The 14,345-nt window shown below is 59.4% G+C and carries 13 protein-coding genes; 4 read left to right on the plus strand and 9 right to left on the minus strand.

Annotated elements, in window-relative coordinates; translation table 11 throughout:
* Nucleotides 1-152: 152 nt before the first annotated feature.
* The gene (locus HQ945_RS07685) at nt 153-1,316 is read left to right on the plus strand and encodes a dihydrodipicolinate synthase family protein (protein WP_174207851.1); all 1,164 of its coding nucleotides are present in this window, start codon (nt 153-155) and stop codon (nt 1,314-1,316) included.
* Nucleotides 1,317-1,421: 105 nt separating this feature from the next.
* Here HQ945_RS07685 and HQ945_RS07690 read toward each other — a convergent pair whose 3' ends face one another.
* From HQ945_RS07690 to HQ945_RS07730, 9 genes are all read right to left on the minus strand, one after another.
* Nucleotides 1,422-3,146 carry an ABC transporter substrate-binding protein gene (locus tag HQ945_RS07690; protein WP_091947143.1) on the minus strand — a complete coding sequence of 575 codons (1,725 nt, stop codon included), beginning with the start codon at nt 3,144-3,146 and terminating at the stop codon, nt 1,422-1,424.
* A 71-nt stretch (nt 3,147-3,217) separates the two neighbouring features.
* On the minus strand, nt 3,218-3,499 hold the full coding sequence (locus HQ945_RS07695; protein ID WP_113281106.1) for a DUF2160 domain-containing protein: 282 nt from the start codon (nt 3,497-3,499) through the stop codon (nt 3,218-3,220).
* A gap of 111 nt (nt 3,500-3,610) precedes the next feature.
* Entirely contained in the window at nt 3,611-4,516 is a 906-nt protein-coding gene (locus tag HQ945_RS07700; protein ID WP_027230756.1) for a carbohydrate ABC transporter permease, read from the minus strand.
* Nucleotide 4,517: 1 nt separating this feature from the next.
* The gene (locus HQ945_RS07705) at nt 4,518-5,384 is read right to left on the minus strand and encodes a carbohydrate ABC transporter permease (protein ID WP_091920497.1); all 867 of its coding nucleotides are present in this window, start codon (nt 5,382-5,384) and stop codon (nt 4,518-4,520) included.
* Between the two features lie 60 nt (nt 5,385-5,444).
* Nucleotides 5,445-6,509 (minus strand): ABC transporter ATP-binding protein, encoded by a 1,065-nt coding sequence (locus HQ945_RS07710; RefSeq protein ID WP_091947148.1) that lies wholly within the window; start codon nt 6,507-6,509, stop codon nt 5,445-5,447.
* A 9-nt stretch (nt 6,510-6,518) separates the two neighbouring features.
* On the minus strand, nt 6,519-7,601 hold the full coding sequence (locus HQ945_RS07715) for an ABC transporter ATP-binding protein (RefSeq protein ID WP_113281105.1): 1,083 nt from the start codon (nt 7,599-7,601) through the stop codon (nt 6,519-6,521).
* 78 nt (nt 7,602-7,679) lie between these two features.
* A complete protein-coding gene (gene glpD / locus HQ945_RS07720) occupies nt 7,680-9,269 on the minus strand; it encodes a glycerol-3-phosphate dehydrogenase (RefSeq protein ID WP_113281104.1) in 1,590 nt (529 codons plus the stop codon).
* Between the two features lie 73 nt (nt 9,270-9,342).
* A complete protein-coding gene (locus HQ945_RS07725; RefSeq protein WP_027230761.1) occupies nt 9,343-10,107 on the minus strand; it encodes a DeoR/GlpR family DNA-binding transcription regulator in 765 nt (254 codons plus the stop codon).
* Nucleotides 10,108-10,199: 92 nt separating this feature from the next.
* Nucleotides 10,200-11,225 carry a LacI family DNA-binding transcriptional regulator gene (locus tag HQ945_RS07730; protein WP_091920505.1) on the minus strand — a complete coding sequence of 342 codons (1,026 nt, stop codon included), beginning with the start codon at nt 11,223-11,225 and terminating at the stop codon, nt 10,200-10,202.
* Between the two features lie 150 nt (nt 11,226-11,375).
* Here HQ945_RS07730 and denD point away from each other — a divergent pair, with 150 nt between their 5' ends.
* From denD to HQ945_RS07745, 3 genes are all read left to right on the plus strand, one after another.
* Nucleotides 11,376-12,359, plus strand: a complete 984-nt coding sequence (gene denD / locus HQ945_RS07735) for a D-erythronate dehydrogenase (protein WP_113281103.1) — start codon at nt 11,376-11,378, stop codon at nt 12,357-12,359.
* 3 nt (nt 12,360-12,362) lie between these two features.
* Nucleotides 12,363-13,139, plus strand: a complete 777-nt coding sequence (locus tag HQ945_RS07740; RefSeq protein ID WP_091920509.1) for an SDR family oxidoreductase — start codon at nt 12,363-12,365, stop codon at nt 13,137-13,139.
* Nucleotides 13,140-13,203: 64 nt separating this feature from the next.
* Nucleotides 13,204-14,268, plus strand: a complete 1,065-nt coding sequence (locus HQ945_RS07745; protein ID WP_091920511.1) for an ABC transporter ATP-binding protein — start codon at nt 13,204-13,206, stop codon at nt 14,266-14,268.
* The last annotated feature ends 77 nt before the right edge of the window (nt 14,269-14,345 follow it).

Raw genomic sequence — 14,345 nt, forward strand, 5'->3', positions numbered from 1 at the left:
GATGCCGCAAAGGCGCTGTTCTACGCGGGTTTTGCCCTCACCGCACCTCTTTCTGGGGGTTAGTCTGGCTATTCCGATAATTTTTCGGCTTGCCACTTGTGTTTTGGAACGTTCCAAATTAAAAAGCCCGACGTCAGTATGGGAGCGAACGCATGACAATAAGCCTCAACCTGCCGACTTCAGATGGAGCAAGCGCTGCCTATAGCCTGCGCGGCGAGCCGCTTGCCAAACCATCGTCCCCGCCCTCGTTCAACCGCATCGCCTATGCCGCGGCGCATGTCGTTTCCGATCCGCTCCGCGATGCCAATCCCTGGACCTCGCCCGCGATCGACTGGGATGCGACGATGGCATTTCGCCATCACCTGTGGTCGCTCGGCTTCAAGATTGCCGAGGCGATGGACACGGCGCAGCGCGGCATGGGCGTCGACTGGGCTACCGCGCAGGAGCTGATCCGCCGCTCGCTCGCCGACGCGCGGACCGTTTCGGGGGCCGATCTTGCCTGCGGTGGCGGAACGGACCAGCTGTTGCCCCAGGATGCGAAAACGCTTCAGGATGTCATCGACGCCTACGAGACCCAGATCGGCTTCATTGAAGGCGAAGGCGGACGTTCGGTGATGATGGCGAGCCGGGCGCTTGCTCGTGTCGCCCGCTCTGCCGATGACTACCGCACCGTCTATAACGCCATCCTCTCGCAGACGCGGGAAAAGGTGACCCTGCATTGGCTTGGCGACATGTTCGATCCCCATCTTGCCGGCTATTGGGGTTCGGCAAGTTTTGAAGACGCGCTCGAAACTGTCCTTGCCGTCATCAACGACAATAGAGCCAAGGTGGAAGGCATCAAGATTTCGCTGCTCGACAATGCGAAGGAGATTGAGCTGCGCAAGCGCCTGCCCGACGACGTCCTCTGCTTTACCGGCGACGACTTCAACTATGCCGAGTTGATCGAGGGCGACGGAGAGCGCTACAGCCACGCTCTTCTCGGCATTTTCGACGCCGTTGCCCCATCGGCATCAAAAGCGCTCGCGCACCTCGCAGCGGGCGATGCCGAGGCATTTCGAGAGACGATCGAGCCGACCGTGCCGCTCTCGCGCAAGATATTCGAGGCACCGACGCAGTACTACAAAGCCGGTGTCGTCTTCCTCGCCTGGCTCAATGGCCACCAAAGCCACTTCGTCATGCCGGCCGGTATGCAGTCTGCGCGTGGCATCGTGCACTACGCCGACATCTTCCGGCTTGCGGATGCGGCCCATGTGCTCGACAAGCCTGATCTTGCGGTAGCCCGGATGAAGAGCCTTTTGCAGGTTTATGGAGTGTAATGCACTTCCTTATGGGTTCCTCGGGCTAAGCCTGAGGGCCTCTCTCCCGATAGAAAAAGGGACGGTGCCGGAGCACCGTCCCCTCCCCGCTCCAATCTTTGAAGCTTATTTGTTCCAGCTCTTGACCAGTTCGTCGTAGTTGACGGTCTGCGGCTTTTCCTTTTCGTTTTCGATCTTCAGCTGCGGCGCGAGATTGCCAGCCTTGACCGCTTCCGCGTTCCAGTAGGCAAGGTCATGCTCCTCGGCCAGCTTCGGACCGATATCACCCTGGACGCCTGATTTCTCGAGGCGGCCGAGCACCTTTTCCTGCTCCTCGCAAAGCGAGTCCATGGCTTCCTGAGCGGTCTTGGCGCCGGAAGATGCGTCACCCACGGCCTGCCACCAGAGCTGTGCCAGCTTTGGATAGTCGGGAACGTTGGTGCCCGTCGGCGACCACTGCACGCGAGCCGGTGAACGATAGAACTCGATCAGACCGCCGAGTTCAGGCGCACGCTTGGTGAAGCTCTTGTCCTGGATGGTGGATTCGCGGATGAAGGTGAGGCCGACATGGCTCTTCTTCACGTCCACGGTCTTCGAGGTTACGAACTGCGCATAGAGCCATGCGGCCTTGGCGCGATCCTCTGGCGTCGACTTCATCAGCGTCCACGAGCCGACGTCCTGGTAGCCGAGCTTCATGCCGTCTTTCCAGTAGACACCATGCGGCGAGGGCGCCATGCGCCATCTCGGGGTGCCATCTGCATTGACGACGGGAAGGCCTGGCTTGACCATGTCGGCGGTGAAGGCGGTGTACCAGAAAATCTGCTGAGCGATATTGCCCTGGGCCGGAACCGGACCCGATTCGGAGAAGGTCATGCCCTGAGCTTCTGGCGGTGCATAAGCCTTCAGCCAGTCGAGATATTTCTGGATAGAATAGACCGCAGCCGGTCCGTTGGTATCGCCGCCCCGGGCGACGCACGAGCCGACCGGGCGTGACTGCGCATCGACCTTGATGCCCCATTCATCGACCGGGAGACCGTTCGGCAGGCCCTTGTCACCATTGCCAGCCATAGAAAGCCAGGCATCGGTAAAGCGCCAGCCGAGCGACGGGTCCTTCTTGCCGTAGTCCATGTGACCATAGACCTTCTTGCCGTCGATCTCGCGACCGTTGAAGAATTCGGCAATGTCCTCATAGGCCGACCAGTTGACCGGAACGCCGAGATCGTAGCCGTATTTCGCCTTGAAATCGGCCTTGTTCTTCTCGTCGTTGAACCAGTCGTAGCGGAACCAATAAAGGTTGGCGAACTGCTGATCGGGAAGCTGATAGAGCTTCTTGTCGGGCGCAGTCGTGAACTTGGTGCCGATGAAGTCGTCAACGTCGAGACCGGGATTGGTCACGTCCTTGCCTTCATTGGCCATCCAGTCGGTCAGGTTGCGCACCTGCTGGTAGCGCCAGTGCGTGCCGATCAGATCCGAGTCGTTGACCCAGGCGTCGTAGAGGTTCTGGCCCGTCTGCATCTGCGTCTGGATCTTTTCGACGACGTCACCTTCCTGGATGATGTCGTGAGTGACCTTGATGCCGGTGATCGCGGTGAAGGCCGGGGCCAGCGTCTGCGATTCATAGCTGTGGGTCGTCAGTGACTCCGACACCACCTTGATTTCCATGCCCGCGAAGGGCTTGGCGGCATCGATGAACCACTGCATCTCCTTTTCCTGAGCAGCGCGATCAAGGGTCGACATGTCGCCGATTTCCTTGTCGAGGAACGCCTTGGCCTCATCGATTCCGGCCCAGGCACTGCCTGCGCCGAACAACAGCACCATTGCTGTCGTTGTCGTCAATAATCGCGTTCGCATGGTTGTCCTCCCAGAGTTGCTGCGATTGCATTGTTGGGACAGGGCGGAATGCCCTGTCTCAATTTCATAAGTCAGACGAAGCGGAACACGCCTACGGCGTAGACCACCGAAATTGCCAGAGCCCACCAGAGGTTGGGACCAACGAGGCCAAGCCAGGCAAGATGGATATAGGCGGCGCCGAGCAGCGACACGAAAAGCCGGTCGCCCCGCGTCGTTTCAAAGCGCAATATGCCGATGCGGGGATTGCCGCCCGGCGAGAAGTATTCCCACACCGCCATGCCGATCAGCAGAAGGAAGATCGTCATGAAGAACAGCGCGGTCGGCACGGTCCATGCCATCCATGAAAGGTCCATGTCAGGCCTCCTTCCGTGCAAATCTAAAGTCAGAACAGGATGCTGGCCTTGGCGCATTCCCGAGCACGCGCGCCTCCGCTATCCTCAGCGCACGCTTCTCCCAGCCCGTCATTACACCCTCCCCAGGGCGAAGCCCTTGGCGATATAGTTGCGGACGAAGTAGATGACGATGGCGCCCGGGATCAGGGTCAACACGCCGGCGGCGGCCAACAGTCCCCAATCCATGCCTGACGCTGAAACCGTACGTGTCATCGTTGCCGCAATCGGCTTGGCATCGGTTGTCGTCAGCGTACGGGCGATCAGGAGCTCCACCCAAGAAAACATAAAGCAGAAGAAGGCGGCGACGCCGATACCGCTCGCGATAAGCGGCACAAAGATCTTCACGAAAAAGCGCGGGAACGAATAGCCATCGATATAGGCGGTCTCGTCGATCTCCTTCGGCACGCCCGACATGAAACCCTCGAGGATCCAGACGGCGAGCGGTACGTTGAACAGGCAGTGCGCCAGCGCCACCGCGATATGTGTATCAATGAGGCCGAATGCCGAATAGAGCTGGAAAAACGGCAGCGCAAACACTGCTGGCGGCGCCATGCGGTTGGTCAGCAGCCAGAAGAACAGGTGCTTGTCGCCAAGGAAGCGATAGCGCGAGAAGGCATAGGCCGCAGGCAGGGCAACCAGCACCGAAATCACCATGTTCATGACGACATAGATGATCGAATTGATGTAGCCGCGATACCATGACGGGTCGGTGAAAATCACCGCGTAATTGTGAAGTGTCGGATTTTGCGGCCACAGCGTGAAAGTGGTCAAAATCTCCTGGTTGGTCTTGAAGCTCATGTTGACGAGCCAATAGATCGGAAGCAGCAGGAAGATGATGTACAGCGTCGGGACCAGCCACCAGAATTTCGACTCGTCGCCACGCCGCCGCATCCTGCGGGCCAGCGCCTTGTCGATCTGCCGCTGCTCAGCGGCAGGCCGTCCGCTTGTGCGTGCAAGGGTTTCGTTCTGCACCGACATGTCAGCGCTCCGCATCGTAGTTGGTCATGACGGTATAGAATATCCATGACAGGAGAAGGATGATCAGGAAGTAGATGATCGACATTGCTGCTGCCGGCCCCAGGTCGAACTGGCCAATGGCGATCTTGACGAGGTCGATCGACAGGAATGTCGTGGAATTGCCGGGACCGCCGCCGGTGACGACGAAGGGCTCGGTGTAGATCATGAAACTGTCCATGAAGCGCAGGAGCACGGCGATGAGCAGCACGCGGTTCATCTTCGGCAGCTGGATGTAGCGGAAGACCGCCCAGCGCGACGCGCCATCGATCTTGGCAGCCTGGTAGAAAGCATCGGGGATCGAGACGAGACCGGCATAGCAAAGGAGTACGACGAGGCTCGTCCAGTGCCACACGTCCATGATAATGACCGTGAACCAGGCGTGCAGCGGGTTCTGCACATAATTGTACTTGATGCCGAGGCTTTCCAGCGTATGGCCGAGAAGGCCGATATCGTTGCGGCCGAAAACCTGCCAGATCGTTCCGACGACATTCCAGGGAATGAGCAGCGGCAGCGCCATCAGGACGAGGCAGACGGGAACGCCCCAGCCACGGCGAGGCATATTCAGGGCGATGACGATGCCGAGCGGCACCTCGATGGCGAGGATGATGAAAGAGAAGACGAGATTGCGACCGAGCGCTGCGTGAAAGCGGTCCGAATGCAGGATTTCCTCGTACCATTCTGTGCCGGCCCAGAAGAACTGATTGTTGCCGAACGTATCCTGCACCGAATAGTTGACGACGGTCATCAACGGAATGACGGCCGAAAACGCCACCAGCAACAGCACCGGCAGCACCATGAACCAGGCCTTGTTGTTCCAGGTCTTATCCATGGCTGTTGCCTCCTGCCAGTGTGCGGAGGGTCGCGGACCAAAAGGTCATACCATGCATTATCAGTTCCCTCCCACGCGCCAGGAATCGGCGTAGATATTGATGCCCTTCGGATCGAAGGCGATGTGCGGTTCGGCCGGAATTTCCTGGCCTTCGCCGACAATAACGGCGATCTCCTGCGTGCCGAGGCGGGTGCGCACGATCTTGTGGCGGCCAATATCCTCGACCTTGGCGATTTGAACGGGCATGCCGAGGCGGCCGAGCCGCACATATTCCGGGCGGATGCCGAGTTCGACCTTGCCGCCTATGGGAGCCGCTGGCGACGGCAGCTGAATCTGATGCTCGCCAATGCGGGCGGCGCCGGACTCGATCTCGACCGGCATCACATTCATGCCGGGAGAGCCGATAAAATAGCCGACGAAAGTGTGTTTTGGCCGCTCGAACAATTCTTCCGGCGTGCCGATCTGCACGATCTCGCCGTCATACATAACCACCACCTTCTGGGCGAAGGTGAGGGCTTCGGTCTGATCGTGGGTGACATAGACCATGGTATAGCCGAAGCGCTGGTGCAGCACCTTCAACTGGGAGCGCAGCACCCACTTCATGTGCGGATCGATGACCGTGAGCGGCTCGTCAAAGAGGATGGCATTGACGTCGGAGCGGACGAGGCCGCGGCCGAGCGAAATCTTCTGCTTCTGGTCCGCCGTCAGGCCACGCGCCTTCTTGTTGGCCCAGCTTGCCAGATCGATCATCTCCAGCGTTTCCTTGACCTTGCGGTCGACTTCGGCTGCTGGAACGCCGCGGTTGCGCAAGGGAAAGGCGAGGTTATCGTATACGGTCATCGTGTCGTAGATGACCGGAAACTGGAACACCTGCGCGATATTGCGTTCCTGGGTCGAAAGGTTGGTGACGTCCTCGCCATCGAACAGCAATTGCCCGTGCGACGGATGGAGGAGACCCGAGATAATGTTGAGGAGCGTGGTCTTGCCGCAGCCGGAGGGACCGAGCAGGGCATAGGCGCCGCCGTCCTCCCAGCTGTGGTGCACTTCCTTCAGTGCATAATCCTTGTCCGACTTCGGGTTGGGGACGTAGGCGTGGCGAATATGATTGAGGTCGATGCGTGCCATGGCCAGCCCCTATGCCGCGCGTTTCTGACCGCGGGTGACGGAATTGCCGGCCGCGTCAAAAATCATCAGGTTGCGTGGGTCGATGAAAATGTCGATCTGCTCATCGGGTGCGTAGATATGAATGCCATGGGTCAGCATGGTCCAGCGCGCATCGGCGAAGGATAGGTGCACGAAACTTTCAGAACCGGTGATCTCTGTCGCCGTGACCGTTGCCTTCAGGGCGATCTCATCGGGATGAGCCCGTGTTGTCTCGACATGGTGCGGCTGGAAACCGATTGTATAGGTCCCGTCGGCGAAATCAGCGAGATGCGGCGGCACCGGCAGTGTCACCCCGCCCTCTAGCTGGAAGGCCTTACCGAACTTTGCCAGCGCGATGGTGTTGAGCGGCGGGTCGGCAAAAGTCTGGGCGGTGATCAAATCATCCGGGCGGCGGAAGACGTCGATAGTCGGCCCGAACTGGGTGATGCGGCCTTCAGCCAGCGTTGCCGTATTTCCGCCAAGCAGGAGCGCCTCATGCGGTTCGGTTGTCGCGTAGACGAAGATCGTGCCCGACTCCGCGAAAATCTTCGGCAGTTCCTGCCGCAGTTCCTCGCGCAGCTTGTAGTCGAGATTGGCCAGCGGTTCATCAAGGAGCACGAGCTTGGCGTTCTTGACGATGGCACGCGCGAGCGCGGTGCGCTGCTGCTGGCCGCCCGAAAGATTGAGCGGCGTGCGGTCGAGATATGGCGTCAGCTTCAACAGCTCGGCCGCCTTGCGCACTTCGCGATCGATGGTCTTGGCGTCCAGACCTGCAACGCGCATCGGCGAGGCAATGTTCTCATAGACGGTGAAGGCCGGATAATTGATGAACTGTTGATAGACCATCGCAACCGAGCGCTTTTGCACCGGAATACCCGTCACATCCTTGCCATCGAACCACACCGAACCCGAGGTCGGCACGTCAAGGCCGGCCATGATGCGCATCAGGCTGGTCTTGCCCGACAACGTCGGCCCCAGCAGCACGTTCAGCGTGGCGTGCTGCAAAGTCAGCGAAATATCGCTGAGATGGTGCTTGCCGCCCACCACCTTCGATACATCGCGCAATTCAAGCATTCGTGGTCCTCCCTTTGAGCGACGCTCGCCGCCCAGGCGATGTGGACCCTCCGTCCCATCGCCCGATTTCATTCCAGTCTATTCGGCCGCCAGCCTGCGCCGCCGGTCCACCGCATCTTCCATGAAGCGGTCGAGCGCGGCAGCCTCGTCGGCAGTCAGGTGCAAACCCTTCTTGGTGCGGCGCCACAGCACGTCCTGCGCCGTGACCGCCCATTCATGTGCAATCTGGTAGCGTACTTCGGCCTCGTAGAGATCGGAACCGAAATTCTTGCCCAGATCCTCGATCGACGTGGCCTGGCCAAGCAGCGTGCGTGCCTTGGTGCCGTAGAGGCGGAACAGCCGCCGCGCATGCGCCGCATCAAGAAATGGGTATTCGGTTTTCAGTTTCTGCAATTCAGCGTCGAACGTCGTCGCGGCAAAATCACCGCCGGGCAGTTTGCCGGCAGCGGTCCAGGGCTGGCCGCGCTTTCCGAGAAACGCTTCGATCTTTTCCAGCATATGTTCCGACAGCCGGCGGTAGGTCGTGATCTTGCCGCCAAAGATGTTGAGAAGCGGCGCCTTGCCTTCCACCGCGTCGGCCTTGAGGACGTAGTCGCGGGTCGCTTCCTGCGCCTTGGACGCACCGTCGTCATAAAGCGGGCGCACGCCGGAATAGGTCCACACGACATGTTCGCGCTTGACCGGTTCGACGAAGTACTCGCTCGCCGCGGCGCAAAGATAATCGATCTCGGCGTCGCTGATTTTCACCTCGGCGGGATTGCCGTGATAATCCTGGTCGGTGGTGCCGATAAGGGTAAAATCCTGCTCGTAGGGAATGGCGAATATGATGCGGCCATCGGTGTTCTGGAAGAAATAAGCGCGCGGATCGTCGAACTTCTTGCGCACGACGATATGGCTACCCTGCACGAGCCGCACATTGTGGGCGTCATTGGCGCCGACGACGCCCGTCAACACCTCATCGACCCAGGGTCCCGCGGCATTGACGACGAGACGGGCGCGAACCTCCTCCGTCTCGCCGGTCAAACCGTCCTTCAGGGTCAAGGTCCAAGTCTCGGCGTCGCGCCGGGCGCTGACGACGCGGGTGCGGGTACGCACGACAGCGCCGCGATCCGCGGCATCGCGCGCATTGAGCGCAACGAAGCGCGCATCATTGACCCAGCAATCCGAATATTCGAAGGCCCGGGTATAAAGCGATTTAAGCGGCTTGGCTGCCGGGTCGCGGGTCATGTCGAGTGTGCGCGTTGCCGGCAGTTTCTTGCGCCCGCCAATATGGTCGTAGAGGAAGAGGCCCAGGCGCAACAGCCAGGCAGGGCGAAGGCCCGCATGGTGCGGCAAGACGAAACGCATCGGCCAGATGATATGCGGCGCGTTGGCCCAAAGCACCTCGCGTTCCATCAATGATTCACGTACGAGCCGGAATTCATAATATTCAAGGTAACGCAGGCCGCCGTGGATGAGCTTGGTCGAACCGGAGGACGTGCCGCTGGCAAGATCGTTCATCTCCGCGAGGAACACTGAAAAGCCACGCCCGACGGCATCACGGGCTATGCCGCATCCATTGATGCCACCGCCGATCACGAAGATATCGTAGATCTGTTCAGCCAAGCCCAGCAATCCCCACCCATGATTTCGCAGCGCACCATTTGTTCGCAATTGCGAAACATACATGAGGCGATTACGAAAGCAATACGAAACTGAAATGAACTATATAGCGCAACTTCGCCCCGCACAAGAGCCCCAATCAAGCCGATGTTTCAATCAGGCGTACGTCGGCATCGGCACAAATTCTGCGGATGGCCTCGCTCTCGCATCGATCGGTGATGAAGGTGTGGACCTGCGAAAGATGCCCGATCCGTACCGGCGCGGTGCGCTCGAACTTGGTGGAATCGGAAACGAGAATCACATGGCGCGCATTCGCCATGATTGCCTGCGCCACCTTCACCTCACGAAAATCGAAGTCGAGAAGCGCGCCGTCGGCATCGATGGCGGAGGTGCCGATGACGGCAAAATCCACCTTGAACTGGCGGATGAAATCGACCGCCGCCTCACCGACAATGCCGCCATCCGAGCCCCGGACGACGCCGCCAGCGATGACCACCTCGATATCGGGGTAGACACGTAACTTATTGGCAACATTGATATTATTGGTGATTATCATGAGACCCTTGCGATCAAGCAGGGCCTGTCCAACCGCTTCCGTGGTCGTTCCGATGTTGACGAAGAGCGATGCATTGTCAGGTATCAGGCCGGCGGCGGCGCGTCCGATTGCTTCCTTCTCCGCTGCGGCAATCAGGCGGCGCGATTCATATTCCAGGTTCTGAATGCCTGACGGAAAAAGAGCGCCGCCATGGATACGGTTGAGCAGGCGCTGGTCGCAGAGGTCGTTCAGATCTTTACGGATCGTCTGCGGGGTCACATTGAAATGAAGCGCGAGATCGTCAACGAGGACGCGCCCATGTTCCTTGGCCATTTCGATGATTTCGGCGTGCCGGGAGGACAGGAACATGGACGTGGACTTTCATTTTCGTTTTTTCACGCATCATACGAAAACGAAAATGATCACATGTCAATCGAGCGCAATGCGAAACTGCGCCTTTTTCAGGCGGTGGCGCCCTCGATAATATCGAAGCCGGTGTTGATAATCGTCTTTTCCTGCGGCCTTTCACGGCTTTCAATGAGCTTCTCGGCCGCCGTGAGCCCGATGAGAAAACGCCGGGACAGAATGGTCGAAAGTGGCATCGGCATGGCCTGCCCTATGTCGAGCCCGTTGAAGCCAAAGATACCGAGCTTTTCCCTGACTGCGATCCCGCTGTGCATGCAATGGAAAATGCCGCCCATCGCCATATCGTCGTTGGGGAAGACCACAACGTCGAGGGAAGGCTCGGCACCAAGGAGAATTTCCAGCGACTCCCGCCCCGCCTTCGTCGAACTCGGACCAGGCTGCCTGTGCTCGGCAATAAGCGAAAGCCCGGCCTCCCGCAAAGAGGTGCAAAGCCCTTCGTAGCGCGCGCTGGCGCGATCATCCGTAGCGACGCTATGACCGGCATAGCCAAACCGGCGATAGCCGCGCTGAACCAGGTGGCGGCCGGTTTCATAGCCCGCCTGCCGGTGTGACATGCCGACGGCGATATCGACAGGGTCGCCGTCTATGTCCATGAGTTCGGCGACGCGAAACCGACCATGTTCGAGGTGACGGCGCGCGGTCGGGGTATGGTGCAACCCCGCGAGGATCACTGCCGCAGGCTGCCAGGCTAGAAACGATAGCAGGATGCGCTCTTCGATCAGCGGATCGTAGTCTGTCACGCCGATGACGGGCTGGTAGGCCGTATGTGTCAGCGCCGAATGAATTCCGCGCAGAACGTCTGGAAAGACGATGTTGGAGAGGGACGGCAGCAGCACGCTCATCAGTGTCGAGCCGGCAGAGGCGAGGCTGCCGGCGGCGCGGTTTGGAATATAGCCAAGCTCGGCGATCGCGGTGAGGACGCGCGTGCGGGTGGAATCGGCGATTGGTCCACGATCGCGAACGACACGCGATGCCGTGATTTCGCTGACGCCGGCAAGACGCGCGACATCCGCCAGGGTCGGCAGGTCAGGGCTGCGATGAGCGTTGCGTTTGCGCGGCATGTCAATCCGGACGGCTGACGAAATTTATTTTATGACAGCGCTACCATAAAACGCTTGATGAATGCTAGTCAGTGTGCATAACTTTATGACAGCGCTGTCATCGTTAAGTGTTTCGGGTCTTGGGAGAGGCCCTTCGGAGGATTCTTGCCCATGCACGTACTGGTCATCGGTGCAGCCGGAATGGTTGGCCGCAAATTGCTCGACAAGATCGCATCGCAGCCGGGCGCGCTTGGCAGGGACATTGAAAAGCTCATTCTCGTCGATGTCATCAAGCCTGATGCTCCAGCTTCGCTCGCAAGCATTTCGACCTCGCGTGCTGCCGACCTTTCGGAACCCGGCGTCGCCGAATCACTGATTGCGAGCCGCCCCGACCTCATCTTTCATCTCGCTGCGATCGTTTCTGGCGAAGCCGAAGCCGATTTCGAAAAAGGCTACAAGGTAAACCTTGATGGCACCCGGCAGTTGTTCGAAGCGATCAGGCTCGAGAGCGCCAAGTCGCCCTACAAGCCACGCGTCGTCTTTGCTTCGTCCATCGCGGTTTTTGGACAGCCCTTCCCGGAAAAGATCGGCGACGAGTTCTTCACGACACCGCTGACGAGCTATGGCACGCAGAAGGCCATTTGCGAACTTCTGCTCTCCGACTATAGCCGCCGCGGCTTCTTCGATGGCATAGGCATACGCCTGCCGACAATCTGCATCCGCCCGGGCAAGCCCAACAAGGCGGCGTCCGGCTTCTTTTCCAATATTCTACGCGAACCGCTTGTCGGCCAGGTAGCGGTATTGCCCGTGGACGAAAACGTTCGCCACTGGTTCACAAGCCCGCGTTCGGCCGTCGGGTTCTTTCTTCACGCTGCAAACCTTGATCTCGAAAAGGTCGGCGACCGGCGCAATCTTTCCATGCCTGGCCTCTCCGCCCTGGTAGGCGAGGAAATTGCGGCTCTGCAACGCGTTGCCGGGGAAAAAGCTGTAAGGTTGATCCGGCGCGAGCCGGATGCAACAATCCAGAAGATCGTTGCAGGCTGGGCCACGGATTTCGATACGAAACGGGCCACAGCATTAGGCTTCAAGGCTGAAACCGCCTTCGATGACATCATCAAGGCGCATATCGAAGACGAACTCGGCGGGAACATTTAGGGCATGGCTTACAATCAGGAATCCGGCAAGGGCAAGATTGCCCTCGTCACCGGCGGTGGCACAGGTGTTGGCCGAGCAATTTCGGCAGCGCTTCTCGGTGCGGGCTATACGGTCGTCATCTCCGGGCGGCGCGAGGATGTGCTTGAGGATACGGCAAAGGCGCTCGCCGCCGAGACAGGCGGCAAAGTCAAGGCGATCACTGCGGATGTCAGCGACCCCCAATCGGTTTCAGGTCTCTTCGATGCGATCAAATCAGAGTTCGGACGTCTTGATCTCCTCGTCAACAATGCCGGCGTGAATGTGCCGAACATTCCGATGGAAGAACTCACTTTCGATCATTGGAACGCCATTGTCGGGGCAAACCTGACCGGTGTGTTCCTCTGCACGCAGCAAGCCATGAAACTGATGAAGGCGCAGACGCCGCGCGGCGGACGTATCATCAACAATGGCTCGATTTCCGCGCAGACGCCCAGGCCCCATTCCGCGCCCTATACCGCAACAAAGCACGCCGTGACCGGTCTTACCAAATCGACCGCGCTCGACGGCCGTCCGTTCGACATTGCCTGCGGGCAGATCGATATCGGCAATGCCGGCACGGAAATGACGTCGAAAATGTCCAGCGGTGTCCTGCAGGCGAACGGCGAGACGGCAAGCGAGCCGACGATCCCTGCCCACCATATTGGTGACGCCGTCGTGCACATGGCGAGCCTGCCTCTGGAAGCAAACGTGCTGACAATGACGATCATGGCAACGAAGATGCCGCTCGTCGGACGCGGCTAATTCGACATCGACGGCAGCGGTCGGGAGAATCGCCGCCACATGGACAGTATTTGGAGGAGAACGCATGGCATCGGTTGAATTCGCCAACGTACGAAAATCATTCGGGACGCACCCGGTCATCAAGGGCGTCGATATCGAGATTGCCGATGGCGAATTCGTTATTCTTGTCGGCCCGTCAGGCTGCGGCAAGTCCACGTTGCTGCGCATGCTGGCCGGACTTGAAAACATCTCGGCCGGCGAAATCCGCATTGGCGGCCAGGTCGTCAACGGTCTCGCGCCTAAAGAGCGCGATATCGCCATGGTATTCCAGAATTATGCGCTCTATCCGCATATGACGGTTGCCGACAACATGGCTTTCTCGCTCAAGCTCAAGGGCGCACCAAAGTCGGAGATCGACAAGCGTGTGAAGCCCGCTGCGGAAATCCTCGGCCTGTCGCATCTTCTCGAACGTTTTCCGCGGCAGCTTTCGGGCGGCCAGCGCCAGCGTGTCGCGATGGGGCGCGCCATCGTTCGCGACCCGCAGGTCTTTCTTTTCGACGAGCCCCTGTCGAACCTCGACGCGAAGCTGCGCGTTGCCATGCGGGCGGAAATCAAGGAACTGCACCAGCGCCTGAAGACCACGACAGTCTATGTGACGCACGACCAGATCGAAGCCATGACCATGGCCGACAAGATCGTGGTCATGCACGACGGTATCGTCGAGCAGATCGGTGCGCCGCTCGAACTCTACGATCAGCCGGCTAATCTGTTTGTGGCAAGCTTCATCGGCTCGCCTGCAATGAACATGATCAAGGGCAAGCTCGATCCGAACGACAATGCCAAGTTCGTGACCGACAAGGGCATCGTCCTCCCCGTCGCGAAGGCGCCGGAGAGCGCCAAGGGACGCGCGTTGATCTATGGGCTGCGCCCCGAACACATGACCATCAGCAGTGGTGGCATCCCGGCAGAGGTCGTGGTCATCGAGCCGACCGGCTCGGAAACCCAGATGATTATGCGTATTGGCGGCGATGATATTACCGGCGTCTTTCACCAGCGCGTCAGCGCCAAGCCCGGCGAAACAATCGGGCTCTCCATCCACGCGGAAGCCACGTATCTGTTCGACGCGGAAACGGGCCAGCGCCTGGTTTGACAAGCGGCTGCCTGCCGTTCGGGGCAGCAGGCGCCGTGCATGATTGTCCCCGAATGCAATTTGCCGGGAACGTGGGA

The sequence above is a fragment of the Phyllobacterium pellucidum genome (genome assembly GCF_013327855.1).
GTDB classification, from domain to species: Bacteria; Pseudomonadota; Alphaproteobacteria; order Rhizobiales; family Rhizobiaceae; genus Phyllobacterium; species Phyllobacterium pellucidum.

Bases quoted from the DNA above. Each gene is read 5' to 3' on its own strand.
- HQ945_RS07685 (WP_174207851.1), top strand. From the start codon at position 153: ATGACAATAAGCCTCAACCTGCCGACTTCAGATGGAGCAAGCGCTGCC.
- HQ945_RS07690 (WP_091947143.1), bottom strand. From the start codon at position 3,146: ATGCGAACGCGATTATTGACGACAACGACAGCAATGGTGCTGTTGTTC.
- HQ945_RS07695 (WP_113281106.1), bottom strand. From the start codon at position 3,499: ATGGACCTTTCATGGATGGCATGGACCGTGCCGACCGCGCTGTTCTTC.
- HQ945_RS07700 (WP_027230756.1), bottom strand. From the start codon at position 4,516: ATGTCGGTGCAGAACGAAACCCTTGCACGCACAAGCGGACGGCCTGCC.
- HQ945_RS07705 (WP_091920497.1), bottom strand. From the start codon at position 5,384: ATGGATAAGACCTGGAACAACAAGGCCTGGTTCATGGTGCTGCCGGTG.
- HQ945_RS07710 (WP_091947148.1), bottom strand. From the start codon at position 6,509: ATGGCACGCATCGACCTCAATCATATTCGCCACGCCTACGTCCCCAAC.
- HQ945_RS07715 (WP_113281105.1), bottom strand. From the start codon at position 7,601: ATGCTTGAATTGCGCGATGTATCGAAGGTGGTGGGCGGCAAGCACCAT.
- glpD (WP_113281104.1), bottom strand. From the start codon at position 9,269: ATGTATGTTTCGCAATTGCGAACAAATGGTGCGCTGCGAAATCATGGG.
- HQ945_RS07725 (WP_027230761.1), bottom strand. From the start codon at position 10,107: ATGTTCCTGTCCTCCCGGCACGCCGAAATCATCGAAATGGCCAAGGAA.
- HQ945_RS07730 (WP_091920505.1), bottom strand. From the start codon at position 11,225: ATGCCGCGCAAACGCAACGCTCATCGCAGCCCTGACCTGCCGACCCTG.
- denD (WP_113281103.1), top strand. From the start codon at position 11,376: ATGCACGTACTGGTCATCGGTGCAGCCGGAATGGTTGGCCGCAAATTG.
- HQ945_RS07740 (WP_091920509.1), top strand. From the start codon at position 12,363: ATGGCTTACAATCAGGAATCCGGCAAGGGCAAGATTGCCCTCGTCACC.
- HQ945_RS07745 (WP_091920511.1), top strand. From the start codon at position 13,204: ATGGCATCGGTTGAATTCGCCAACGTACGAAAATCATTCGGGACGCAC.